This window comes from Halomonas sp. AOP25-F1-15 (assembly GCF_052378675.1).
GTDB lineage: Bacteria > Pseudomonadota > Gammaproteobacteria > Pseudomonadales > Halomonadaceae > Vreelandella > Vreelandella casei.
The window spans coordinates 74,952-99,065 of record NZ_JBQSXV010000009.1; the positions used below are offsets into that span (position 1 = coordinate 74,952).

Here is a 24,114-nt window from a genome sequence, read left to right on the forward strand (position 1 = left end):
ATGGTGATGAGCTCACAAAATACCCGCCTTATACCAGCGTTTGGGAAGTAATATGGCGACCATTCCTCCTGTCAGTGCGCCGACCAGTACATGTAGATAGGGCGGTAGCCACCAATAGGCTAGCAGCGCACTGAGGGCTGCTGCTAACCATGGAAGAATCATTACTAGCTTTGGGTTACCACCTATCACGATCACAAGCAGAAAACATAGCATGATCACGTCAAGACCAAAGCGTTCAGGTTGATGGATACCACCGCCAAATGCCAAGCCGATACCCGTACCTATTACCCAGGCAGTCCATAACGCGATACCTCCTCCTAGGAGAATGCCAATATTGCGCTCTCCGCGCTGATATTCGCCCAGTGCCATGGCCCAATTGGAATCCGTTAACATGAAAATGACGCCAAATTGCTGCAGTAGAGGTAATGGTTTGAGCCAAGGATAAAGCGATGCACTCATTAATAGGTGTCGGGTATGAATGGCCATGGTCGTCATTGCTAGGGCCAGAAGGGGCAGCGGCGTTGTCCATAGTTCAAGTGCCGCAAACTGTGAGGGAGCAGCAAATACAAACATGCTCATTAATATCGCTTCCCAATGAGTGATGCCTGCATGGATAGCTGCTACGCCGAAGGCTAGGCCAAAGGCCACCGTGAAAGTGGCCAAAGGCAGCATCATGAGAATACCTCGCCATGTACCCGCCATATCCAATTTTATTTTATTTTCTCTTTTATTCATAAGCTTACTAGGCATCTTTTGATAGTGAATAATAAAAACAAACAGTCGTGCTTGTTTTTATTATTCTTCGCGTTTAGATTTAACAGCACACATACACCGCTAGGCAATGTGTTATTAAAAATAATGAAATAATATAACACTAAAAAAAGCCGATTAATTCGGTCAGGAGACTGATATATGAACTTCAAGCGCAATGTAATAACACTGGCGGTAACAGCTTTAGCTTTACCTGTAACAGCTAGTTCTACTCAAGCTTCAACTTCATTTATTGCCAATTCGTTTTATGATCAACAACACCCTTTCTCTCGTTACGGCTATATCGAATGGGCAGAGATGGTTAAAGAACTGTCTAACGGGGAGCTTCAACCCGAGGTGTATACCGGGACTGTACTGCTAGCACCTCGTGCTAATTTGCAGGGCATTCAGGATAATATCGTTCAGGTGGCGCATCATGCTGCTATTTTTACTCCGTCTGAAATGCCAGTAGCGAATGCCGTTCAGGAGCTGGGCTTTAACTACGATGATCCGTTAGTCAGCATACTGGCCGTTACCGATTTCAGCCTTAACAACCCCATTCAACTAGCCGAATGGGAAGGCCTGAATATCGTTTATCTCGGCGCCTACAGCACCCCGCCTTATGTCATGTTCTGCCGCGAACCGGTTCGAAACCTTGAAGAATTACGCGGTAAACGGATCCGCACTGCGGGCTCAACGGTGTCTGCCTGGGTCGAACAAGCCGGCGGCACGCCTGTCAATGTTCCTTCGAGTGAAATGTATAGTGGCCTTGATCGAGGCTCGCTGGATTGTGCAACCAACGCGGCTAATGACTTGATTGATCGCTCCCTATGGGAAGTGGCTGAGCACACCACGCTGCTGCCCACCGGCATGTACTGGTCCGGCCCTCAGTGGGGCTTCAACGAAGATTTCTGGTCAAGCCTTAATGACGAGCAGCGTGATGTGTTCAAAGAAGCTACCGCTCATGCAATGACGCGTATGGTTGTGCAGTATATTAATGCGTCAGAGGCAGCTATCGAAGAAGCGATCAAGCTTGGCAATAACATCTATGAGCCGGAAGAAGATCTAATGGCATCTGTGGTGGCTTTCCGTGATGAGGCATTGGCAAATGTTTACGATAAGGCCCGTGATCAATACGGTGTGGAAGATCCAGAAGCGCTAATTGATGATTTCCTCGCCACTTACGAAAAGTGGGAAAGTTTACTCAGCGACGTTGATCGTAATGATGAAGGGGCGCTTGCCGAGCTAGCTATGCAAGAAATTTATAATAAGCTACCCGCTGACTACGGCATTTATTAATTTTGGCCGTCATTGGCTGCCCTAATGGGCAGCCAATGCTAATACGATAAAAGGGTGCGCTATATGACTAAACGACAAAATCAGGAAGAGCGCTCACGTCATACCCAGGCTCGCGTTATACAAGCGACTATTGAATGCATTCTTGAAAATGGTATCCGTGCTACATCGACTGTTGACATCGCTCGTCAAGCTGGCGTTTCTCGCGGTGCTCTCGTACATCACTACCCATCCAAAACGCTGTTAATGCAGTCGGCGCTTGAAGACCTGCTAAGCAGAGAGGTTGAGAGCGTTCGAATCATGGCTAATGGCATCAAAGAGGGTGCCTTGGATTTTGATAGTCTATTAAAAGCCTTGCATGAGCACTTCAAGGGCGACCTGTATATGGTGACGCTAGAATATCTTACCAATGCGCGAACTGACCCTAACTTAATGAAAGTTCTAGCTCCATTAGGGATCAAATTCAACACGTCACTTGAATATATATGGGAGCAGTTAGTCGCTAGTGCTGAGCACACTTCTCATCAAAATCGTGTCGCCTTGAACGCCACTTTATGCATGATGAGAGGGATGGGTGCACAGAGCATTTGGCGTGATGATCCTGAGCTTTATCGTGATATGTTGCTGTTTTGGAAGGAAACTCTTATGAAGCTTGGTTTCTCGACTACAGATTCCGAGAGGGGCAGAACAGCATGATCGCGAACAGTATTGAACGCTTATCCCAGTGGGTCGCTAAGAGCACGTTGGTACTCGCTGCCTTCTTTTTAGTACTAATGGCACTGCATGTCTCACTTGATGTCGGATTGCGCTATTTCTTTGGAAAATCGTTTGCCGGCACGCTGGAGTTCGTCTCTTTCTACTATATGGTCGCGGTGATTTTCCTGCCAATTGCTTACGTTGAATTAAAGCGCGAGCATATTAGCGTTGATGTTTTTGTGGGCAGGTGTTCGCCTACTATACAGCTAGCGTTTTACCTCTTCGCCGGTGCTCTGGGCCTTGTGTATTTTGGCATGCTTTGTTACCAGAGCTATCTCGATGCAGTTCGTGCCACGGTTCGTATGGAAACTGCCATGGCCAACTTCACGTTCTATTTGTGGCCTAGTCGTTGGGCATTACCCGTTGGTTTTGCCGCCATGTGTCTGGCCATTCTCGCCAATATGATAAAGGCAGTGCAGCAACGCCAAGCGCTGTAGGAGCTAATCAATGACTAACATCGAGATAGGTGTGGCGGGTATCGCCATCGCCTTGGCCCTGATCGCCCTGCGGGTGCCAATCGGCATTGCCCTTGGCCTAGTATCGATTATCGGTATAGGCGAAATGACCAGTATGCGCGTGGCATGGGGGATGATTTCTGCCACTCCTTTCGATTTTGCAGGCACTTGGGAGTTAACCGCCGCGCCTATGTTTTTATTCATGGGCTATTTGTGTACCACTACCAATATGACGCAAGGCTTATTTCAGGCCATGCGTCTTTACCTAGCGCGTCTTCCGGGAGGCTTGGCCGTTTCCAGCGTGATGGCCTCTGCCTTTTTTGCGGCTGCGTCTGGCTCTAGTGTAGCGACATCAGCGGCCATGTCGCGCATCGCTGTACCTGAGATGCTTAAGCATAATTACGATAAGGGGCTGGCAACTGGCACCGTAGCTGCTTCTGGGACACTGGGTTCGCTGATTCCACCAAGCGTATTGCTGGTGCTTTATGGTGTTTATGCCCAAGTGTCAGTCGGCCAGCTGTTTATGGCAGGCTTCATCCCAGGCGTAGTTTCTGCGCTGTTATATATCGGCATGATTATGGTGAGGACCAAGCTGAATCCGAAGCTCGCGGGTGATACTGATATTCGCTCGACGTGGAATGAAAAATGGGAGGCATTCAAACATATTTGGCCACTGCCATTGCTCATTGGCTCCGTGCTTGGGGGGATCTTCCTGGGAGTCTTTTCACCTACCGAAGCTGGAGCGGTAGGAACTACCATTGCCGCATTAATTGCCTTGGCTCGACGTACCCTGACCCTTGAAGCTGTTCGTGAAGCCGTTACGCAAACCGCAGTCAGCACGGCGAGCATTTTCATTATCTTGATTGGGTCGCTCTTTTTCACCCGTTTCTTGGCCATGAGCGGTGTACCTGCTGCATTCGCTGAGTTGATTCTGGGTGTCAGTACTGAAACATGGTGGATCATTCTGGCGGTAGCGCTGATCTATCTTGTGCTCGGAATGTTTATCGACTCAATTGGTCTGCTGCTTCTAACGCTGCCGCTGATACTCCCTTTGGTCGAAGGTGCAGACCTTAATTTGATTTGGTTTGGCATTATCGTGGTTAAGCTCCTGGAAATCGGGCTAGTGACTCCGCCCATCGGCCTTAACGTTTATGTCATCAAGGGTGCCCTGGGCAACAGCGTTACGCTTAGCGAAGTTTTTAAGGGCGTGAGCTGGTTTATCGTCATGGACATCGTCGCACTATTACTCATCGTATTGATTCCCGCGCTTTCGCTTTATCTTCCGCAGAAAATGTTCTGACGCTTTCTCAATAAGGAACACACATGACAGCAATTCGTTTTATCAACGCCAACGTTATCGATTCACGCAACGGTAAAGTGCTCCCTAATCATCAGGTGCGTATTAAAGATGGCCGCATCGACGCGGTAAGCGCAACGCCGCTTGAAGGCGACGACGATCAGGTGATCGATGTCAAAGGTCGCTATTTGATGCCGGGCTTGGTGGACTCCCACGTACACGTAACCGCTATCACGCCCAACTTTGCGCTCCTAGGCACGCTTTCGCCGTTTTACGTGGGCGCCAAGTCTAGTGAGCTGCTTGAAGCCATGCTGATGCGCGGCTTTACCACTGTGCGTGATGCAGGTGGCGCGGATTACGGCCTTGCCAAAGCGGTAGACGAAGGGACGCTGGCCGGGCCACGCATCATGTACGCTGGGCGAGCTCTCTCGCAAACCGGTGGCCACGGGGATATGCGTGGGCCAGGCCAGCAAACCTTTGAAGGCTGCTTCTGCTGCGCAGGTCTGGGCCGTGTATGTGACGGTGTCAGTGAAGTACGACATGCCGCACGCGATGAGATTCGCAAGGGCGCTACTCAGATTAAGATCATGGCGTCAGGTGGCGTATCATCGCCAACGGATCGTATCGATAGCACGCAGTTCTCACTTGAAGAAATTGATGCCATTGTAGAAGAGGCGATTGCTGCCAATATTCATACCATGGCACATGCTTATACTGCGCGTGCTATTAATCGACTGCTGCCTCGCGGCGTTAAAACCATCGAGCACGGTAACCTTATGGACGAAGAGAGCTGCCGCCTGTTCCTCGAACATGATGCTTATTTGACGCCGACGCTGTGTACTTACGATGCGCTAGCGAAAGAAGGCGTTGAAGCAGGGATGGCCGAAGAGCTGCAGCGAAAAGTATTTGAAGTGCTTGAGGCCGGCGGCAAAGCCCTTGAAATGGCCCAGCGCTTTGGGGTGAAAATGCTCTACGGTTCTGACCTTTTGGGTCGTATGCAGCGCCATCAGCTCAATGAGTTCCACCTTCGCAAAGCGGTGGTACCTGCCGATGAGCTGATCCGTGCGGCCACCAGTCACGCGGCCGATGCCTACGGCCATACGGGCGATTTTGGTGAAATCATTCCTGGCGCCCGTGGTGACGTGATTATCCTTAAAGATAACCCCCTGGACGATATCACTGTGCTTACTGAGCCGGATGAGCAACTGATGCTTATCATGAAAGGGGGCGTGGCGTATAAAAATACGCTTTAAGCATTAGGCTTAAACATCCAGTAGTAATTTTTATCTGACTGCACCGGCGCCGGAACTCTATAGTTCCGGCGTCTGCGTCTCTGGACATGGCTAAATTAAACGCTTATATGAGTACCGGCAATCACCGAGTGGTCCTGCTCGCGTCAACCAGTGGCGCTTGGCTAAGCAAAGCATTGTAATAACCCAACGTGTAAATGCCGACCGCCATGACCAATTCTTCGTGTTATTAATAGACATTATCGACTATTTCGAATCTTATTTTAGTAATATCGACTAATTGCTGTTTTTCGACTGCCAAATATAAGAGGCGTGTGGATAGATATGACTTACGTAAGCGCTGTCACCCTTAACGCGCACGGTGTAAAGCTTGAGCCATTAGCGCACGATCACGAAGCTGGCCTGCGCGCCGCTGCCGCCGATGGCGAGTTGTGGAAGCTACGCGTCACATCGGTGCCTTCGCCCGATGAAACAAGCGCCTTTATTGAAACCGCCTTGAAAGACCGTGAGGCAGGCCACCGCTTTGCTTTTGCTGTCATGGATGAGGCCTGCGGTACCGTGCTGGGCACGACGAGCTATCACGACATCTTACCTGAGGTAAAACGGGTAGAGATTGGCCACACCTGGTATGCCAAACGCGCGCAGCGTACCCATATTAATACCACCTGCAAGCTGCTGCTGTTAACACATGCTTTCGATACGTTGGGTTGTAACGTGGTTGGCTGGCGCACCGACAACTTCAACTACGCAAGCCAACGTGCCATTGAGCGCCTGGGGGCTAAAAAGGATGGTGTCATACGCGGCCACAAGCTGCGCCGAGATGGCACTATTCGCGACACCGTGATGTATAGCCTGCACAGGGGAGAGTGGCCAGAAGTGCAGGCACATCTCAACTATTTGTTAAGCCGGCCACGTAGCTAATCAATAGGGCTCTGGCTCGACTGCTCCTACATGGAGGTAGGACGCTGATCGCAGCCCTTAATCATATGCGCTACAGGCAAAGCGAGAAAGCACGCGAATTTTGGATAGGCAGCCAGAATTTGCTTTGCTAGCAATAGAATCAATGAGGTAGATTTGATCTAAGCGGCTAGATAACCTCAATCAACGCGACAGCACGTTCATTGAGGTTATGCAGCCGGTATATAATCACTGTTATGCAATACGGGGTAAGAAATGAACAAAGGAGTATTGACGTTTTTCTGTGGAAAAATGGGAGCAGGGAAAACTACAAAGTCTTGTGAGATCTCCCAAGAGCGAAACGCCGTACTGCTCTCAGAAGACGAGTGGCTTCCATCCATTTATCCGAATAGCATAAATACCTTAGATGATTACATTGAATATTCTGGCCGTCTTAAGCCTCAAATGAAAAAACTGGTTCAATCGATCTTGGTGTCTGGAACCAGCGTGGTAATGGATTTTCCGGCAAATACAATTTCACAACGAAAGTGGTTTAAAACCATATTTTCAGAGATCCAGGCTCCACATGAATTAATTTACATCGACCAGCCAAATGAGATTTGCTTGGGACAAATCGAAAAAAGGCGGATAGAACAGCCAGAGAGAGCGGCAACTGATACGGAAGAGATGTTTGAGCTGGTTACCAAGTACTTTGTTGCACCCACATCTGATGAAGGGTTCAACACAACCGTAATTGCGGCAAATGCATAACAATCGCAGGCACTGCGACGTCTTTTCGTTGCGGCTTCGCCGCCACTACAAAGCCGCGCGTGCTGCGGGCGTTAGCTCTATAGGGGAAGTTTAATGTTTATAAATGAAGTCAGATTGACTGGAAGGCATGTGACTCTAGAGCCCTTGTCTAAAAGTCATATCGAACCGTTAAAAGAAGCAGTTCTTGATGGTGAGCCTTGGAAAATATGGTATGCAAATGTTCCTGGACCTGACGAAATGGAAGATTATGTATTATCAGCAATAGAAGAAGCGAAGACAGGCAATATAGCTTACGCTGTGCGATCAAAAGAGCATGATAAAATTGTAGGAACAACAAGATATTACAACGTTGATCCGGTTAATATGCGAGCAATGTTAGGCTACACATGGTACTCGAGCTTAGTTCGAAGGACTTCCGTAAATACTGAGTGCAAATTAATCCTGCTAAGAAACCTATTTGAAGCATCATCGGCGATAGCGGTGGAGTTCCACACCCACTTCTTCAATCAACAGTCTCGAACTGCGATAGAAAGATTAGGTGCAAAGCAGGATGGAGTACTTCGAAGCCATCAGATAATGCGTGATGGCTCACTCAGAGATACCATAGTTTATTCAATAATTTCAAGTGAATGGCCTGCTGTAAAGATTAACTTGGAGAGTAAGTTAAGCTAACAAGTGGCTGTACGCGGCCGCTGGCCGCCAGACGTTCGCAAGCTCACACCGCTGTGCTGCCTGTATCGGCTCAGCCCTGCTTATTCAAACAAGCCCCGGCTGTTAGGTCAGGGCTTTTGCTTACTGCTTGTTGCGACAACTAAAACTTTCTAGCCCTTCTTCTTATTTATCTTCTTACCACTTTCAGCTTGGGCATTCTCCTCGGAACCGCCACCCGGAAAATGCGCCCGCACCAACTCCAATAACCCCTGAGTAGAAGCATCAAAATCCGCAGCGTTAGTATCGATACGTTCGCTGATCTCACCGGCGATGCGTTTACCCAGCTGAACACCCCACTGATCGAACGAGTTGATGTTCCAGATCACGCCTTGCACGAACACTTTGTGCTCGTAAAGCGCAATCAGTGCGCCCAGGTTGCGGGGCGTGAGTTCATCTAGTAGCAGCGTACTGGAAGGGCGGTTACCGGGGCAGCTGAATGGATCTTGCTGGCTATCTCCCTGGCTGCCTTCCATGAAAGCATTGGCCTGGGCGAGCATGTTGGTAAGTAGGGCGAAGTGGTGGTCTTCCATGCCCGGTTCAGGTTTGAGTGAAGCGATAAAATCAATCGGCACATAGCGCGTGCCCTGGTGCAGCAGCTGGAAGAACGCATGCTGGCCGTTTGAGCCGGTTTGCCCCCAGACAATCGGGCCGGTTTTGTAGTTGACCGGGTGGCCGAATATATCCACAGACTTGCCGTTTGACTCCATATCCAACTGCTGCAAAAAAGAGGGCAGCTGATTTAGCGCCTGGTCGTAGGGGACGATGGCCTGGGTTTCTGCGCCGATAAAATTGATGTACCAAATGCCGATCAGTGCCATCAGTACCGGCATATTTTCCGATAGAGGCGCATGGATAAAGTGATTATCCATCTCGTGAGCGCCTTCCAATAGCTCGATAAACCCCTCAAAGCCGATGGAAAGCGCTATCGGTAGTCCAATCGACGACCACATGGAGTAACGCCCGCCGACCCAGGCCCAGAATTCGAATACGTTCTCTTCGCGAATGCCGAATTCCATGGCTGCTTTGCGGTTGGTAGAGGCCGCCACAAAGTGGGCGCCTATATCGGCATCGTCACCGGCGTTTTCCAGGAACCAGCGCCGTGCGGTTTTGGCATTGAGCAGCGTTTCCTGGGTCGAGAAGGTCTTGGTGGAAACAATGAACAGCGTTGTGGCAGGGTCAAGCCGTGAAAGCACCTTCTGTATATGAGTGCCGTCCACGTTAGAGACAAAGTGAAAGTGCATTTCGGGGTGGCGATATTTAAGCAGCGCGCGCACGGCCATATTAGGGCCAAGGTCCGAGCCGCCAATCCCGATATTAACCACGTCCTTGATCGGTTTGCCGCTGTAGCCTTTCCATTCGCCGCTACGGACCGTTTCTGAGAATTGCTTGATCTGCTCGCGAGTCCGCGTGATCTCCGGCATCACGTCTTCGCCATCGACATACACCGGGTCATCGCTGAGATTACGCAGCGCGGTATGCAGTACCGGGCGATTTTCGGTGACGTTGATAATGTCACCAGAGAACATCTGCGCGCGGCGTTGAACTAGCGCGGAGTGGTCTGCCAGTTCAATCAGCTTAGCGAGTACTTCATCAGAGACGTGATTTTTGGAGTAATCAAGAAATAGGCCGCCCACGCGTAAACTCATTTTCTCAAAACGCTGGGGGTCATGGGTGAAGTAGTCACGAATGCGGTCGTTCGTTGTTTTGTCGCGTAGGCGATCTAGCGCCTGCCAGGTAACACTGCGAGTCAGCTGAAACATTGAGCGATCCGTTTGTTATAAGAGGCTGTTAAAAGCGGAATGGCTTATATCGACGTTATGTAAAAATACTACATAAAAAAGCGCATAAAGGGGAGCGTGTTGAAGCTTTTAAAGCAATTATCTGCGTAAAAGTACGTGTTTTTAGCGATAGGCAGGTTTACTTGCCTGCCTATCGTCTATTGTTTCGGAGCGTTTAGCTGGCGACAGCGACCTGGGCGGCGCCGCGTTTGATAAACGCATAGCTTAAACCTGTCACCAGCGAGCCCGCGACAATGGCGCCAAGGTAAAGCAGTGCAGGGGTGATGGCATTGGGAATGAGCAGTACAAAGATACCGCCGTGAGGCGCCATTAACTTTGCGCCCACTAGCATCGAAAGGGCACCGGTTAACGCGCCCCCTGCAATACAGGCGGGGATGACCCGCAGCGGATCTTTCGCCGCAAACGGAATGGCCCCCTCACTGATAAAGCAAAGGCCAAGCACGAATGATGCTTTGCCCGCTTCGCGTTCCGGCGCAGAAAACTTGTTACGTGCCACAAAGCTGGCAATACCCATACCAATGGCTGGCACCATACCCGCCGCCATAATCGCCGCCATAGGGCCGTACGTTTCGGAGGCGAGCAAACCCACGCCAAAGGTGTAGGCGGCTTTGTTAACTGGGCCGCCCAGGTCGAAGCACATCATCGCGCCCAACAGAATACCCAGCAGTACTGCGTTGGTGGAGCCCATGGACTCCAGGAAACTGGTCAGGGCATTGAGCAGCGCAGCAACCGGCTCGCCAATCACGTAGATCATGGTCAGACCAGTGACCAAACTGGCCACTAGCGGAATAATCAGAATCGGCTTCAAAGATTCAACGCTAGAAGGCAGTTTGACGTAGCGAGTAACCGCCAGTGCCACATAGCCCGCCAGGAAACCTGCCAAAATACCGCCGATAAAGCCGGAGCCGATATTGGCCGCCAGCATACCGCCAATCATACCCGGGGCGATGCCGGGGCGGTCGGCGATGGAGTAGGCGATATAGCCTGCCAGAACGGGAATCATCAGTGCAAAGGCGGTACCGCCACCGATCTGCATGAGCGCGGCGGCCAGCGTGCCTTCCTGCTCAAAGGCCTCAATGCCAAATACAAAGGAGAGCGCAATCAGCAGGCCGCCTGCCACCACCATCGGCAGCATAAAGGAAACGCCGGTGAGCAGGTGCTTGTAAACGCCTTTCTCTTTGACGCTCTTATTGGCTGTGCCCGCATTGCTGTTGCCGCTCTCTATGGCGGCCTCGCTGAGCGCGGCTTCAAGGGTGGGGCGCGGCTTTTTAAGCGCGTTGCCGGTCGACGTGCGGTAGATGCGTTTGCCTGCAAACCGAGAAGGATCAACGTCAATGTCACAGGCCAGTACGACGGTGTCGGCGCCAGCAATCTCATCTTCAGTTAATATATCTTGTGCACCTACCGAGCCTTGGGTTTCAACGCGAATGGCGTGGCCCATGGCTTTGCCCGCCTCTGCTAGCGCTTCAGCGGCCATAAAGGTATGGGCAACGCCGGTCGGGCAGGCGGTAACGGCAACGATTCTCTTGCCGCCGTCGCTACTTGCAGCAGCCGGTGCGCTAGACGTTACGGGGGCGCTATAAATAGGCGCTTCCCGCTTCGCTTGAGCAAGAAAGCCGCTAGGGTCGGGTAGGGCGCTCGCAATCGGTGCCTGAAATAGGCGCTTGCCCTCGAACCGTTCTGGCGCGGGCACGTGATCGGCGGCTACCACAATTAAATCAGCATTGGCGATCTGCTCAGCGCTAGCAGCGTGTAAGGGGGCTATTTCACCGTGCATTTCCACGTGAGCCGACCAGCCTTGACGCTGGGCTGCTTGCTCCAGGCGCTTGGCAGCGAGGAAGGTCGTCGCCATGCCGCTGGGGCAGGCGGTAATCAGAATGACATTCATAGCGTGGCTCTCTCGGTAATGGCGTCGTCAAGACGCTGTATCCGGGTATGTTGTTGGAGTGAGTCGAAATCAGCCGCGTGAGGGTCGCCCACGCCTACGTGGCGCACGGCTTCAGCAGAAAGCGCGGTGGCGAAGCGCAGGGTTTGTTCAGCGTCGTGCTGGCTGAGCAGGCCATGCAGCATGCCAGCTACCAACGTATCGCCGGCACACACCGTGTTGGTGGCGGTGACGCTAGGCGGCGTAGCGTGCCAGCTACCTTGAGCGTTGACCCATAGCACTCCCTCGCTGCCCGCTGAGATAAGCGCATGTGCGATGCCACTTTCGTGCAGTCGCCGGGCGGCACCCAGGCGTGCCTGAGTACCATCGATGCGCTCACCGGCCCATTCAGCGAGCTCTGTTTCATTCGGTTTGACGCCTGCGGGAGCTGACGCAATCGCTTTATTCAGGGCGGGCCCGCTGGTGTCGACCCAGAGCGGAATGCCGCTGGCGTTTAGGTGGTCAAGCAGTTGGCTGAAATCGTCCAGCGAACAGCCTGGGGGCAGGCTGCCCGCCATCACGACCGCGTGTGGCGGCGTGGCGCTGGTAAGCTCGGTATCCAGCGCTGCGATCAGCGCTTTCAGGTGAGCGGCATCAATCGGCATGCCGGGGCTGTTAATGTCGGTGACGCGGCCGCTGTGTTCGGCCAGTTTGGCATTAATGCGAGTGCTACCGGGAACGCGCACAAAGGCATCGACCAATCCCGTCTGCTGAAGAGCCAGCGTAAAGGGGGCATCGTTCTCGCTGCCTAAAAAGCCACTGACCGTTACCTGATGGCCAAGCCTAGCCAGCACTCGGGCGACGTTGACGCCTTTTCCTGCCGCTTCTAGCTGCGCACTGGTGGGGCGATTCACGCTGCCCAGTACTAAAGCGTCAAGGTTAAACGCTAAATCCAGCGCCGGGTTCAGGGTGATACACAGCACGCGAGCCATTAACGCGCCTCCAGGGCGTCGCGCACCTCATCACTGGTTGCTTTGCTTAGCGCAAGCTGAGCACTGGCCTGGGCATCGGCAAGGTCAAACTCACGCAGGCGTGCCTTCACTAAGGGGATCTGCCGCGCATTTACCGACAGCTCGTCCACGCCCAAACCGACCAACACCGGAATAGCCGCGGCATCTGAGGCCAGCTCACCGCAGACGCCCACCCATTTGCCCTGGGTATGCGCGGCGGCCACGGTCATTTGGATCAGGCGCAGTACCGCAGGATGCAGGCCATCGGCCTGTGCCGAGAGCTCTGGATGGCCACGGTCAATTGCCAGGGTGTACTGGGTTAAGTCGTTGGTACCTATCGAGAAGAAGTCCACCTCGGTGGCCAGACTAGGCGCCAAAAGCGCACTGGAGGGAACTTCGATCATCACCCCAAGCTGCACGTCGGTGGCGCGCTGAGCGGAGGGAATCTCTTGCAGTAGTCGGTCATAAACGCTCTTAACGGCACGGAACTCGGCAATGTCTTTGACCATTGGCAGCATGATGCGCAGCGGATGATTTTTATCTTTCGAGCCTACCGCTGGCGCTGCTGCCATTAGTAACGCACGTAGCTGGGTTTCGAGCACCTCGGGCTGGGTGAGCGCTAAACGAATACCACGAAGACCCAGAAACGGATTGTCCTCTTGAGGCACCGGCCAGTAGGGCAGGGGCTTGTCGCCTCCCACATCCAAAGTGCGCGCTACCAGCGGGCGCTCGCCCAGCGCTTCAACCGCTTGGCGATACTCGCCAATTTGCGTCGCTAAATCCGGTGCGCTGGCGTGGGCCATAAACAAAAATTCGGTACGCAGCAGGCCAACGCCTTCGGCGCCGCGCTCTACTGCATCGGCGGCGTGGGCGGTATTACCAAGGTTCGCGGCAACTTCGACACGGTGACCATCCCGGGTTTGGCCAAGGTCAAAGCGGGTTTCCCAGGCATCGGCTTCCCGCTGCTGATGATCGAGCAGCTGCTGTTCGGCGCGCTGTAAACGCTCCTCAGATGGCTGTGAGGTTACACGGCCACGCTCGCCGTCCAGGATCATCATGCTAGCGTTGTTAAGTGCCATCACCGCTTGTCCGGCGCCGACCACCGCTGGAATGCCCAGCGCGCGTGCCAAAATAGCGCTATGCGCCGTGGCGCCGCCACGCACGGTCAGCAGGCCACGCACGCGGGAAGTATCTAAGCGAGCGACATCGGACGGGCCAATATCGTCCATCACTAGAATGTAAGGATGATTAGGGGGCTCAGGGAGTTGCACGTCGCAGAGTACGCCAAGCACCCGACGGCCAACGTCGCGCAGATCAGCAGCGCGTTCGGCAAGCAGGCGGTCAGCGAGCATTTCCTGCGCGTGGGCAGCGGTTTCAATCGCCTCCCACCAGCCTGCTTGCGCAGAGCGGCCTTCACGAATGGCATCCGTCGCCGCGTGATGAAGTTCGGGGTCGTCGAGCATCTCTTCGTGCATTGAGAGAATATCCGCTACCTCGCCCCCCTGTGCATTACGCACCAGTGTCTGTAGCTGCGCGGCGCCTTCTTGAATGGCGCTGTTTAACCGGGTGATCTGCTGGTCTGAGTCGTCCGCATGCTGAGGGTAATCAAACTGCAGCGGGCGGATAACAAACACAGGGGCGATGGCTAAGCCGGGCGAGGCCGCCACTCCTGCATGAGGCGTATCCGCACTCAGCGGAACCACGTTTGCCGTTGCTACCTTGGGCATTTGGGCGCTATCGCGGCCACCTTCAAAGGGCGTCACTTTTTCGCCCAGACCGGCTTCTATCGTTTCGGCCAGATGCTCAATCGCCTGCTGCGCACCGTCGCCTTGGGCGGAGAGCACCAGCCACTGGCCGCGCCGGGCCCCTAAGCCAATCACTTTGGTTAGGCTCGCTGCGGAAACCGGCGTGGCGCTGCCTTCTTCCAAGCGCACATTAATCGGCATGGACTGAGCGCGAGCCACCTGCACCAACTGCTTCGCGGGGCGGGCGTGTAAGCCGTGAGGATTAAGCACCCGCACGCGGCGGGTGTGTGTATTGGCGGTTTCCCCGGCCAGCAGTGCCAGCAACTGATCACTGGTACGTGTGAGGAGGATGTCGCTGACGCCGCTGTCGACAAGTGCCATTAATTGCTCTAGCAGTGGGCGGTGGGCATCGCCATGTGCCGCTAAACAGAACAGCGCATGCACGGGGTGACCCGCGCTTTTCAGGGTGTGCTCAGCCGGTGTGGCGATACCTAGGGCAGGCTGGTTGACGCCGTGTGAACTGCTGGACAGCCATAAACCCTTGCCTAACCAGATAGGCTGAGCGTCCGCGACGGCGGCGATAAAGGTATTATCAACACAGCCACTTTGGCGCAAGCGAGCGGCAGCAGCCAAGGCTAGTTCTTGTGGGTCGCGAGCGGGAAAATTGACACATAGCGTGTCAGCATCAAGCCGCGGTTCAAGCGCTGGCTTTGAAAGCAATTGTGCAATATCCGCGGCAGAGGTAGCGCTGGCAAGCTGCTCAGCCACGCCTTCGCGGTCGAGTACATGGGTTAGCTGGCGCAGAATATCCAGATGCTCGTCGTTGTGTGCCGAGATAGCGACCAGCACATGCACGTTCTGGCCGTCGTGCCACTCAATGCCCTGGGGAAACTGCAGTACGCGAACGCCGGTGCGTTTTACATGCTGGCGGCTTTCTGGCGTACCGTGGGGTATCGCAATCGCATTGCCCAGAAACGTTGATGACTGTGCTTCACGAGCATGCAGGCCGTCGCGGTACTCAGCCTCAACGAATCCGGCGTCTACCAGCGCTTCAGCGGCGCTGTCCAAGGCGGTTTGCCAGCTATCCGCGTGGCGGCCTAGCAAGATGTCATCGGGGCCGAGTGTCAACATAGTATTCTCCTGTAAACGTGCCCTGGCTGCCCTGAATACTGCAGGTTAGCACTGCCCATGAGCGCAGAGACGTGTACATAAACTGATCGTTATCGTGGCATGTCGCCTAGCTGGATTAACCGTGTCATGCCTGTCGTTTCATCGAAGTATAGTGCTATGCTGAATCGATTCACTTAATGACACAAGGTTTGATCTTCTAGACTTTGGTCTTGCATGCGCTAACTTGCTGATAAACTGCCCGGTCACGCCAAGGGGAACCCTCATGACACTCGCCGATATTGCTCGACTAGCTGGCGTTTCACGCACTACCGCTAGCTATGTGGTGAATGGCCAGGCCGAGCAGCGACGTATCAGTGCCGCCACGATTGAAAAAGTGATGGCGGTGGTGCGTCATCATCGCTACCACATTGACCCTCAGGCGGCAGCGCTGCGCCGAGGCGCGAGCCGCTTGCTGGGGCTTATCGTTCCGGATTTGGAGAACATCAGTTATGCCCGCCTCGCCAAGCGCTTAGAGCGTGGTGCACGGGAGAAGGGCTATCAGCTGTTGATCGTCAGTTCAGATGATTGTGCCGAGAGTGAGCGAACGCTGGCACTGTCACTGCGTGCCCAGCGCTGTGAGGTATTGATAACCGCTAGCTGCTTGCCTAGTGATGACACCTTCTACACCGACCTGATGGAAAAGGGCTGGTGCGTAGTGGGCATGGACCGGGGTTTAAATCCAGCGCTGTTTGCCAGCGTCGTGAGCAATGATCAGGAAGCAGCGACGTTACTGACTCGCTCAGTGATCAGCAAAGTAACCAAGCGCGTGGCGTGGCTTGACGCGATGCCTGATTTATCCATCAGCAGTGAGCGGCGCTCAGGCTTTCAGGATGCTCTGGCGGGCACTGGCATTGAGTCGATTGTGCTGAGTGGTACGAGTTACGAGCGTAGCGAAGGCGCGCACTTAGCCACACAGCTGCTGGATCAGCATGGCAGTGTGGATGCGTTGGTGACGGCGTCCTATGCTTTACTGGAGGGAGTGTTTGATGTGTTCTTGGAGCGCGGTGGATTGCCGGAAGATATTCATTTAGCCACTTTTGGCGACCACCGGCTGCTGGATTTTCTCCCTCAGCCGGTCAACTCGGCGCTGCAGGACTATGACCGCATTGCCGAGTTGACCCTCACCTGTGCGTTATCGGCGGCTAGTGGCGACTATCTCAGCGGACGGCAAGTGGTGGCGCGTCACCTGCGTACCCGCTCTGTATAGTGTTGCGCTACGCATAGTGCTTAAACGGTTCTCGCTTGAGCCCAGGCGTTGGCATCCGGAATCGACATATCGTAGCTTTCGTTCAAGTAAGGCGAGGAAAGCAAAAAGTCTGCGGTGGCTGCGTTGCAGGCGACCGGCACATTCCATAATGCGGCCAAACGCAGCAACGCTTTGACATCCGGGTCGTGTGGTTGCGGCGAGAAGGGGTCCCAAAAAAAGATCAGTATATCCAGGCGCTGTTCCGCGATACGCGCACCAATCTGCTGGTCGCCGCCCAGCGGCCCACTCATGAGTCCTTCTACGCTTAACCCTAAAGCTGTCTTTAAGCGCCCGGCAGTGGTGCCGGTGCCCAAAAGGGTGTGCTGGCTAAGCGTGTCTTTCCAGCGAGTCGCCCATTCGAGCATTTCACCTTTCTTACCATCGTGAGCAATCAGGGCAATTCGTTTACGCGCTTGTAGTGTACGAATAGTCTGGCGGGGCGGCTGCGCATCACTCATGGCATCACTCTCTTTTGAATTTTTAGTATTGGACTACAATAGTGTTTATATAGTAATTTTACTACATATCGAGTTTTCATAAGCCTTTTAAGGCAATTAAGTAGCTATTGGCAGCTTTTTTGAGGTTTAAATACGTATTTTTGGTAATTTTTTTACAGCATGCCTTACTTTTCACCACCGATTTATTGAGGAGCTATCATGACAATAAGAGTTGCGATTAATGGATTTGGCCGTATCGGCCGCAATGTACTGCGCGCCCTTTACGAAAATAGCTACCGCGATCGCATTCAGGTTGTCGCCATTAATGATCTTGGCGATCCGTCGTTAAATTCACACCTGTTGCGTCACGATACCGTTCATGGCCACTTTCCTTTTAAAGTAGAGCATGATGCCGAGAGCATCACTGTCGATGGTGATCGTATCGCGATCTCCTCTGAGCGTGACCCGGCGAATCTGCCATGGGAAGCCATGAAAATTGATTTAGTCATGGAGTGTACGGGATTATTTGCCAAGCGTGAGGCGGCGGCCAAGCATATTACCGCCGGCGCCAAGCGAGTACTGATTTCCTCGCCCAGCCCCGATGCCGACGCGACCATCGTGTATGGCGTGAACGACCATGTTTTAACGGCTGATCACAAAGTGGTCTCCAACGCTTCCTGCACGACTAACTGCCTAGCGCCGGTTGCGAAAGCATTGAACGATGCCGTGGGGATTGAGAACGGTTTGATGACCACGGTTCATGCCTACACTAATGATCAGAATTTGTCGGATGTTTATCACACCGACCCCTACCGGGCTCGTAGCGCAACCCATTCAATGATCCCAACCAAAACCGGTGCAGCGGCGGCAGTAGGGTTGGTGCTGCCAGAGCTGGCAGGCAAATTGGATGGCCTAGCGGTGCGCGTGCCGGTCATTAACGTTTCGCTGGTAGATCTCACGTTCACCGCGAGCCGCGATACGACGAAGGAAGAGATCAACGCCATTGTTGAGAAAGCCGCCGCTAACTCGCCGGTATTGGCCGTGAACGCTGAGCCGCTGGTCTCTATCGATTTCAACCATGATGCCAACTCCTCGACCTTTGATGCCAATCACACTCGCGTGAATGGCCGTTTGGTCAAAGTGATGGCTTGGTATGACAACGAGTGGGGCTTTTCTAACCGGATGTTGGATACCACGCTTGCGATGCAGGCAACGGCCTAATCGTTATTGTTAGGCTTTGAATGCTTACGTATTACCCCTAAATAATGCCCTGAGAATCTGCTCAGGGCTTTTTTTTACATTTTTTTAACATCACTGCATCCAAAAGAGGGTCTCGCGGGTATTCCCTATACAGCCGCTATTTGAGGTGGTTGATAACAACCCTTTTAGGAGACTGAAATGACCATTCAAAACCTGACGCGTACTACACTGGCCGCAGCCCTGATTGCATCCTTCAGTCACGCCGCTTTGGCTGAAACGCCAGCGGACGTACAAGTACCAGACGGCAACACCGTAGCGCTTGAAACCGTTGGCGTTGGCGCTATCACTTATATGTGTGAAACCAATGACTCTGGTGACATGGCTTGGGTTTTCAAAGGCCCACACGCTGCACTTAATGACACCGACGGCACTCAAGTAGGTAGCTATTATGGTCCCCCAGCTACTTGGGAAGCGCTGGATGGTTCTAAAATCACCGGTACTCAGCTAGCCACCGCTGCCAACGGTGATGGCAACATTCCTCTTCAGTTAGTAGAAGCCAACCCAGCTGAAGGCGAAGGCGCGATGATGGACGTTAGCTACATTCAGCGCTTGAACACCGAAGGCGGCGTGGCACCTGACGTCACTTGTGATGCAGATCACGACGGCGCAACTGCAGTAGTTACTTATCAAGCCGATTACATCTTCTGGACTGCTAATTAAGTTTAGCAAAGCTAGAGTTCAGTAAGGCTAAGGGGTCGTATCGCGACCCCTTAGCCGCTATGCTGTCTGGACGTGCGACGAGTGGGATCGACGCGTCATCAGGGAGCGAAGGTGTGTCCGATATAGCTAATGAATTTGATCATGATGCCGCATTAATTAAGTGTGCTCGCGGCGATCATGACGCTTTGCATCAACTCTATGCTCATGAAGGTGCAAGACTTTTAGGCGTAGTTTTTAGAATCGTCAAAGATCGCGGCATGGCTGAAGATATTGTCCACGATGCCTGTCTTAATATTTGGCAGCGCGCCGGAAGTTATGATCCTGATAAAGGATCCGCGCGAGCATGGATATTTAGCGTAGCGCGTCACCTGGCATTAAATGCCATCCGCTATCGTGATCGTGAAATTACCTTTGATAGCAACGATCCGACCGAATTAGCCCACGATGAGCATTTCCAACTCGCCTCTGTTGCAGAAGAAGCCTTTGATTGGCAGACCGGTCAACAAATGGATCACTGTTTAAAACAACTTGAGCCGGAGCGACGTAACTGCGTACTCCATGCCTATGTTGATGGCCTCAGTCACGCTGAAATTTCCGCCCATACGGGCGCGCCGCTTGGTACCGTGAAAGCTTGGATTAAACGCAGCTTGCTGCGTCTAAGGGAGTGTATGGCATGACTCGTCCCAGCCAAAATGAATACGAAGACGACTATGCCTTGGCGGGTGAATACGTGCTGGGCACGCTGTCGTTAGCGCAACGCCAAGCATTTGAAGCACGGCTACCCAATGAGCCTGAATTGCAAAAAGCCGTTATGGTATGGGAAGAGCGTTTCTTGCCCTATACCGCTATTACGACGCCAGTAACGCCTTCTGACTATTTGTGGCCTCGCATTGAGCGCAGCATGACGGCATCAAAAAAACCGTCAATCGCTGCTCGTCCGCTGGCTTCTTCACCACGGCGTCCTTTTTTACGCAGCCTGCCACTTTGGCGCGGCGCTGCAGGGCTTGGGTTAGCTGCTGCACTGGTTATGGGCGTGCTGCTGACAAACCAAGTAAATTCGCCAACCACTCCCGAGTACATGGTGGTGCTGCTAGCCCCGCAAACTCAGTCGGCTGGCTGGGTGGTGCAGGCATCATCACGCCAAGAAATAGAGCTAATTCCTCTCGGTACCTTTACAGTGCCTGAAGGCAAAGCGCTTCAGTTCTGGACCAAAGCAGATGAATGGCAAGCACCGGTCTCGCTTGGTTTAGTCGAACCCGGCAAGCCGATTCGGCTACGCCTGGATGAGCTGCCACCACTGCAAGATAATCAGCTGTTTGAGCTAACGCTTGAAGATGAAAAGGGCTCATCTACCGGACTTCCAACCGGGCCTATCGAATTCATCGGCCGCTCGGTCGAGATTTAGTCTGTATCTATGTGCCTGTTAAAAGAATGTTAAGTCGATTTTTAACAGGCGCATGATAGTTATCCGGTAACCAGCAGAGAAGAGTAAATATATGTGAACGGCTAACGTCGCCAAAACATCGGGGTCATTAGTACCACTACGGTGAGTATTTCTAATCGGCCCATCAGCATGCCAATGCACAGCAGCCATTTTGCGGCGTCAGGCAGCGGGGCAAAGTTACCAGCAGGGCCAATGATGTCACCAAGCCCGGGGCCCACGTTGGTTACCGCCGTGGCGGCACCTGAAAGGGCGGTTACTAAGTCCAGCCCCAGCGCGGATAAGCAAAGTGCCAACACGGCAATGGTAATGAAAAAGAAGAACGAGAAAGCCACCACGCTGCGCGAAATATCGTTCGTCACCGGCTGTTGATTATAGCGAGTGGTGAAGATCCCGTTAGCATGGATTAAGTAGCGTAGCTGATTGCGCAGCATCAAAGTGGCAATTTGAAAGCGGAAGATTTTCATCCCTCCGCTGGTCGAGCCGCTACAGCCACCGATAAACGTAAGATAGAAGAAGGCTACCACCGGTAGGGCGCCCCAAAGAGTGTAGTCATCTGAGGCGTAGCCAGTGGTGGTCACTACTGACACAATATTAAACGTCACGTGAGTGACCGCTTCAAAAGGGGCGCTGCCGTGAGTCACGCGCCATGCGCTCAAAATAACGATCGCCACCAGCAGTAGTTTAAGCAGGCCACGCACCTGCTGGTCTTGCCATAAAGCACTGCCTGAACCGCGGATGAAGCGGATATAAAGTACAAAGGGCAGCGCACCGCTGAGCATGAATAAACTGGCCATCCACAGCAGCCACGGCCGGTCGGCGTAGGCGCCAAAAGAGGCATCAGAATTAGCAAACCCGCCAGTCGAAAGTGATGACATGCTGTGCACGATGGCGTCCAGCGGCGTCATTCCGCCAAACCAATAGCTAACGCTAGCGATAAGGGTGAGGCTGACATAAATCGTTAGCGTCGCTTTGGCAATTCCACCCGTGCGGGGCATCACTTTATCGGACCAGTCGGATGACTCGGTATGAAAAAGGCGCATACCGCCTACCTTCAAAAACGGTAAAATCGCAATGCCCATCACAATAATGCCGATGCCCCCTATCCACTGCATCAGGCCGCGCCAAAGCTTCAAACCATCGGAAAAATGTTCAATGCCGACCAGAATGGTCGACCCGGTGGTAGTGATTGCCGAGACTGATTCAAACACCGCATTTGTGAGCGTTAACTGAGGTGCGCCAAGCACTAGCGGTAGGCTGGCAAAGCCGCTAATACTGACCCAGCTGGCGGCAGTGAGAATAAACATCTGCCACGGCTTTAGCTCCAACGATACGCGGTACGTCAATAGCCAAATCAGCGCCGCAGCGCCTAGTATGATCAGTACCGAAATACCAAAGGCCATGGCATCGGGATCATTCTCTATGAGCAATAAGACAAGCGGCACCAGCATAAACAGCGCTAGCACCACCCACAGAATCGAAATGATTTTAAAAACAGGTGCCCAGTGCCGGTACACATCCCTGCTACGATAAAACCACGGTGTCATCGATGTCATATACCCAGCTCGCCATTTAGTACCCTTAAGCATGCGCTAAGAGATCATGGCCTTCCATAAAAAGTCTGTAAAAATGTAAGGCTATTAACAGATAACGTGGGGCTGGCAGGTGTTGATTGTCAGTCACTGTGTTTTTTGTAGTAAAATTACATGAATTATTGCGTACAATGCCTGCTTTACGGTAAATTTTAGGTAATCTAACTACAAGTAGCTGTTTAGATATTAATAGGAGCAACGATGAGCCAGTCTAGTGCTTCACAAAGTATTCCCCTCGGTGACCCCGATCACGCCATTGATCTGGCGCTGTTCGGGGCGCTGGGCGACCTTGCCATGCGCAAGCTGTTCCCTGCCTTATACCATCTAGACCGCGAAGGCTTGATGCCTGAAAGCACCCGCATTATGGGGCTGGCTCGCCAGGAGCACGATGTTGCTGAGTTTCGCGAGCTGGTTAACCTCGCGCTACAGAAACGACTTAAAAAAGATGAGCAGGACGATGAGAGCCTAAAGCGTTTTCTTAATCGCCTGGATTATCGGCAGCTGGATTTCACCAAGGTTGATGGTTTTGAAGCAATCCGTCAGTGGCGGGAGGGTTCGTCGCAGCCGATGGTGGTTTATCTTTCGGTAGCGGCGCGTATTTACGGCGATATCTGTCGCAATCTTCAGGCCAGTAACAGTGTGAGCGAAAACTCACGGATCATCGTTGAAAAGCCTATTGGATACGATCTGCAGTCGTCGATTGAGATTAACGACGCCATTGGCGACGTTTTTCCCGAGTCGCGGATTTACCGCATCGATCACTATTTAGGTAAAGAAACCGTACAGAATCTGATTGCACTTCGCTTTGCCAATCCTCTGTTTGGCACCCAGTGGAATCAGAATAATATCTCTCACGTCGAGATTACGGTGGCAGAAAAAGTCGGCATTGAGGGGCGCTGGGGCTACTTTGATGAGGCAGGACAGCTGCGCGATATGGTGCAAAACCATTTGCTGCAACTGCTGTGCTTAATCGCCATGGACCCGCCGTCCAATTTGGATGCCGATGCGATTCGGGATGAGAAGGTGAAGGTGCTGAAAGCGCTTAAACCCTTTGTTGGCGAAGCGCTTGGGCGTGACGTTGTGCGCGGCCAATATATCGCCGGTAACACCGACGGCAAGTCAGTGCCCGGATATTTGGAAGAAGAGGATGCCAATACACAAAGCCAGACAGAAACCTTTGTAGCCATGAAAACGGAAGTGGCTAATTGGCGTTGGGCTGGGGTGCCTTTCTATCTGCGTACGGGTAAGCGTATGCCGGAGAAACTCTCACAAATTGTCATTCACTTTCGCCAGCAGCCGCACTATATCTTTGATCCAGACCAGCGCGGTATCGCATCAAACAAGCTCATTATTCGCCTGCAGCCCGAAGAAGGCATCGCTCTGCAAGTGCTGACCAAAGACAGTGGCCTAGATAAGGGCATGCGCCTACGTCCCGGGCCTTTGCATCTTGATTTCAATAGCGCCTTTCCCAAATCGCGGATTCCCGACGCCTACGAGCGTCTACTATTAGAAGTCATGAAAGGGCAGCAATATCTGTTTGTGCGTCGCGATGAGATTGAGCATTCGTGGCGTTGGTGTGATCAGCTCATCGACGGTTGGAAAAAACGTGAAACACCGCCTCGCCGCTACCCCGCGGGTTCGTGGGGGCCAGTCGCTTCTATTGCGATGATTACCCAAGACGGCCGCAGCTGGTACGAGGATTATTGA

General features: G+C 52.9%; 21 protein-coding genes. 14 read left to right on the forward strand and 7 right to left on the reverse strand.

Annotation, left to right across the window (positions count from 1 at the left end):
- Positions 1–12: 12 nt before the first annotated feature.
- On the reverse strand, positions 13–675 hold the full coding sequence (locus ACT3TF_RS15845; RefSeq protein WP_096279348.1) for an AzlC family ABC transporter permease: 663 nt from the start codon (positions 673–675) through the stop codon (positions 13–15).
- 393 nt (positions 676–1,068) lie between these two features.
- Here ACT3TF_RS15845 and ACT3TF_RS15850 point away from each other — a divergent pair, with 393 nt between their 5' ends.
- The 8 genes from ACT3TF_RS15850 to ACT3TF_RS15885 all read left to right on the forward strand — a co-directional run bounded on the left by ACT3TF_RS15850 (position 1,069) and on the right by ACT3TF_RS15885 (position 8,144).
- Positions 1,069–2,049, forward strand: a complete 981-nt coding sequence (locus ACT3TF_RS15850) for a C4-dicarboxylate TRAP transporter substrate-binding protein (protein ID WP_444672509.1) — start codon at positions 1,069–1,071, stop codon at positions 2,047–2,049.
- 63 nt (positions 2,050–2,112) lie between these two features.
- A complete protein-coding gene (locus ACT3TF_RS15855; protein WP_444625694.1) occupies positions 2,113–2,742 on the forward strand; it encodes a TetR/AcrR family transcriptional regulator in 630 nt (209 codons plus the stop codon).
- Positions 2,739–3,239 (forward strand): TRAP transporter small permease subunit, encoded by a 501-nt coding sequence (locus tag ACT3TF_RS15860; RefSeq protein WP_444672510.1) that lies wholly within the window; start codon positions 2,739–2,741, stop codon positions 3,237–3,239. The genes ACT3TF_RS15855 and ACT3TF_RS15860 overlap by 4 nt, the downstream gene beginning before the upstream one ends.
- A 10-nt stretch (positions 3,240–3,249) precedes the next feature.
- Positions 3,250–4,557, forward strand: coding sequence for a TRAP transporter large permease (locus ACT3TF_RS15865; RefSeq protein WP_441683826.1), 1,308 nt, complete (start codon positions 3,250–3,252; stop codon positions 4,555–4,557).
- 23 nt (positions 4,558–4,580) lie between these two features.
- Entirely contained in the window at positions 4,581–5,807 is a 1,227-nt protein-coding gene (locus ACT3TF_RS15870; protein ID WP_096279359.1) for a metal-dependent hydrolase family protein, read from the forward strand.
- A gap of 321 nt (positions 5,808–6,128) precedes the next feature.
- Positions 6,129–6,725: a GNAT family N-acetyltransferase gene (locus ACT3TF_RS15875; RefSeq protein WP_444672511.1), complete on the forward strand. Its 597-nt coding sequence runs from the start codon at positions 6,129–6,131 to the stop codon at positions 6,723–6,725.
- A gap of 252 nt (positions 6,726–6,977) precedes the next feature.
- Positions 6,978–7,472, forward strand: a complete 495-nt coding sequence (locus tag ACT3TF_RS15880) for an AAA family ATPase (protein ID WP_441683820.1) — start codon at positions 6,978–6,980, stop codon at positions 7,470–7,472.
- 93 nt (positions 7,473–7,565) lie between these two features.
- Positions 7,566–8,144, forward strand: coding sequence for a GNAT family N-acetyltransferase (locus tag ACT3TF_RS15885; RefSeq protein ID WP_441683818.1), 579 nt, complete (start codon positions 7,566–7,568; stop codon positions 8,142–8,144).
- Positions 8,145–8,293: 149 nt separating this feature from the next.
- On the opposite strand, the gene pgi is transcribed toward ACT3TF_RS15885, so the two are convergent.
- The 4 genes from pgi to ptsP all read right to left on the reverse strand — a co-directional run bounded on the left by pgi (position 8,294) and on the right by ptsP (position 15,732).
- Positions 8,294–9,943 (reverse strand): glucose-6-phosphate isomerase, encoded by a 1,650-nt coding sequence (gene pgi / locus ACT3TF_RS15890; protein WP_441683816.1) that lies wholly within the window; start codon positions 9,941–9,943, stop codon positions 8,294–8,296.
- Between the two features lie 193 nt (positions 9,944–10,136).
- On the reverse strand, positions 10,137–11,870 hold the full coding sequence (locus ACT3TF_RS15895; RefSeq protein ID WP_444672512.1) for a PTS fructose-like transporter subunit IIB: 1,734 nt from the start codon (positions 11,868–11,870) through the stop codon (positions 10,137–10,139).
- On the reverse strand, positions 11,867–12,838 hold the full coding sequence (gene pfkB / locus ACT3TF_RS15900; RefSeq protein WP_444672513.1) for a 1-phosphofructokinase: 972 nt from the start codon (positions 12,836–12,838) through the stop codon (positions 11,867–11,869). Before pfkB ends, ACT3TF_RS15895 begins: the two co-directional genes overlap by 4 nt.
- A complete protein-coding gene (ptsP, locus tag ACT3TF_RS15905) occupies positions 12,838–15,732 on the reverse strand; it encodes a phosphoenolpyruvate--protein phosphotransferase (protein ID WP_444672514.1) in 2,895 nt (964 codons plus the stop codon). The genes pfkB and ptsP overlap by 1 nt, the downstream gene beginning before the upstream one ends.
- Before the next feature lie 262 nt (positions 15,733–15,994).
- Here ptsP and cra point away from each other — a divergent pair, with 262 nt between their 5' ends.
- Positions 15,995–16,978, forward strand: a complete 984-nt coding sequence (gene cra, locus ACT3TF_RS15910; RefSeq protein WP_444672515.1) for a catabolite repressor/activator — start codon at positions 15,995–15,997, stop codon at positions 16,976–16,978.
- 20 nt (positions 16,979–16,998) lie between these two features.
- Here cra and ACT3TF_RS15915 read toward each other — a convergent pair whose 3' ends face one another.
- On the reverse strand, positions 16,999–17,475 hold the full coding sequence (locus ACT3TF_RS15915; RefSeq protein ID WP_096279375.1) for a methylglyoxal synthase: 477 nt from the start codon (positions 17,473–17,475) through the stop codon (positions 16,999–17,001).
- A 198-nt stretch (positions 17,476–17,673) separates the two neighbouring features.
- On the opposite strand from ACT3TF_RS15915, the gene gap reads away from it, so the two are divergent.
- The 4 genes from gap (at position 17,674) to ACT3TF_RS15935 (ending at position 20,779) form a co-directional block, all read left to right on the forward strand.
- Entirely contained in the window at positions 17,674–18,675 is a 1,002-nt protein-coding gene (gap, locus tag ACT3TF_RS15920; RefSeq protein WP_096279377.1) for a type I glyceraldehyde-3-phosphate dehydrogenase, read from the forward strand.
- Between the two features lie 177 nt (positions 18,676–18,852).
- The gene (locus tag ACT3TF_RS15925) at positions 18,853–19,374 is read left to right on the forward strand and encodes a DUF3455 domain-containing protein (RefSeq protein WP_096279379.1); all 522 of its coding nucleotides are present in this window, start codon (positions 18,853–18,855) and stop codon (positions 19,372–19,374) included.
- Positions 19,375–19,487: 113 nt separating this feature from the next.
- Positions 19,488–20,051: a sigma-70 family RNA polymerase sigma factor gene (locus tag ACT3TF_RS15930; protein ID WP_444672516.1), complete on the forward strand. Its 564-nt coding sequence runs from the start codon at positions 19,488–19,490 to the stop codon at positions 20,049–20,051.
- Positions 20,048–20,779, forward strand: a complete 732-nt coding sequence (locus ACT3TF_RS15935; protein WP_441683804.1) for an anti-sigma factor — start codon at positions 20,048–20,050, stop codon at positions 20,777–20,779. The genes ACT3TF_RS15930 and ACT3TF_RS15935 overlap by 4 nt, the downstream gene beginning before the upstream one ends.
- Before the next feature lie 101 nt (positions 20,780–20,880).
- Here the strand turns inward: ACT3TF_RS15935 and ACT3TF_RS15940 are convergent, their stop codons facing one another.
- Positions 20,881–22,371, reverse strand: a complete 1,491-nt coding sequence (locus ACT3TF_RS15940; RefSeq protein WP_444672517.1) for a TrkH family potassium uptake protein — start codon at positions 22,369–22,371, stop codon at positions 20,881–20,883.
- Positions 22,372–22,608: 237 nt separating this feature from the next.
- On the opposite strand from ACT3TF_RS15940, the gene zwf reads away from it, so the two are divergent.
- Positions 22,609–24,114 (forward strand): glucose-6-phosphate dehydrogenase, encoded by a 1,506-nt coding sequence (gene zwf / locus ACT3TF_RS15945; RefSeq protein WP_444672518.1) that lies wholly within the window; start codon positions 22,609–22,611, stop codon positions 24,112–24,114.

What these genes read in the sequence shown, in the direction of transcription:
- zwf (WP_444672518.1), top strand. Translation starts at nt 22,609, where the DNA reads ATGAGCCAGTCTAGTGCTTCACAAAGTATTCCCCTCGGTGACCCCGAT.
- ACT3TF_RS15865 (WP_441683826.1), top strand. Translation starts at nt 3,250, where the DNA reads ATGACTAACATCGAGATAGGTGTGGCGGGTATCGCCATCGCCTTGGCC.
- ACT3TF_RS15850 (WP_444672509.1), top strand. Translation starts at nt 1,069, where the DNA reads ATGGTTAAAGAACTGTCTAACGGGGAGCTTCAACCCGAGGTGTATACC.
- ACT3TF_RS15880 (WP_441683820.1), top strand. Translation starts at nt 6,978, where the DNA reads ATGAACAAAGGAGTATTGACGTTTTTCTGTGGAAAAATGGGAGCAGGG.
- ACT3TF_RS15925 (WP_096279379.1), top strand. Translation starts at nt 18,853, where the DNA reads ATGACCATTCAAAACCTGACGCGTACTACACTGGCCGCAGCCCTGATT.
- ACT3TF_RS15845 (WP_096279348.1), bottom strand. Translation starts at nt 675, where the DNA reads ATGATGCTGCCTTTGGCCACTTTCACGGTGGCCTTTGGCCTAGCCTTC.
- ACT3TF_RS15885 (WP_441683818.1), top strand. Translation starts at nt 7,566, where the DNA reads ATGTTTATAAATGAAGTCAGATTGACTGGAAGGCATGTGACTCTAGAG.
- ACT3TF_RS15915 (WP_096279375.1), bottom strand. Translation starts at nt 17,475, where the DNA reads ATGAGTGATGCGCAGCCGCCCCGCCAGACTATTCGTACACTACAAGCG.
- cra (WP_444672515.1), top strand. Translation starts at nt 15,995, where the DNA reads ATGACACTCGCCGATATTGCTCGACTAGCTGGCGTTTCACGCACTACC.
- ACT3TF_RS15870 (WP_096279359.1), top strand. Translation starts at nt 4,581, where the DNA reads ATGACAGCAATTCGTTTTATCAACGCCAACGTTATCGATTCACGCAAC.
- ACT3TF_RS15895 (WP_444672512.1), bottom strand. Translation starts at nt 11,870, where the DNA reads ATGAATGTCATTCTGATTACCGCCTGCCCCAGCGGCATGGCGACGACC.
- ACT3TF_RS15855 (WP_444625694.1), top strand. Translation starts at nt 2,113, where the DNA reads ATGACTAAACGACAAAATCAGGAAGAGCGCTCACGTCATACCCAGGCT.
- ACT3TF_RS15940 (WP_444672517.1), bottom strand. Translation starts at nt 22,371, where the DNA reads ATGACATCGATGACACCGTGGTTTTATCGTAGCAGGGATGTGTACCGG.
- ACT3TF_RS15860 (WP_444672510.1), top strand. Translation starts at nt 2,739, where the DNA reads ATGATCGCGAACAGTATTGAACGCTTATCCCAGTGGGTCGCTAAGAGC.
- pgi (WP_441683816.1), bottom strand. Translation starts at nt 9,943, where the DNA reads ATGTTTCAGCTGACTCGCAGTGTTACCTGGCAGGCGCTAGATCGCCTA.
- gap (WP_096279377.1), top strand. Translation starts at nt 17,674, where the DNA reads ATGACAATAAGAGTTGCGATTAATGGATTTGGCCGTATCGGCCGCAAT.
- ACT3TF_RS15935 (WP_441683804.1), top strand. Translation starts at nt 20,048, where the DNA reads ATGACTCGTCCCAGCCAAAATGAATACGAAGACGACTATGCCTTGGCG.
- pfkB (WP_444672513.1), bottom strand. Translation starts at nt 12,838, where the DNA reads ATGGCTCGCGTGCTGTGTATCACCCTGAACCCGGCGCTGGATTTAGCG.
- ACT3TF_RS15875 (WP_444672511.1), top strand. Translation starts at nt 6,129, where the DNA reads ATGACTTACGTAAGCGCTGTCACCCTTAACGCGCACGGTGTAAAGCTT.
- ptsP (WP_444672514.1), bottom strand. Translation starts at nt 15,732, where the DNA reads ATGTTGACACTCGGCCCCGATGACATCTTGCTAGGCCGCCACGCGGAT.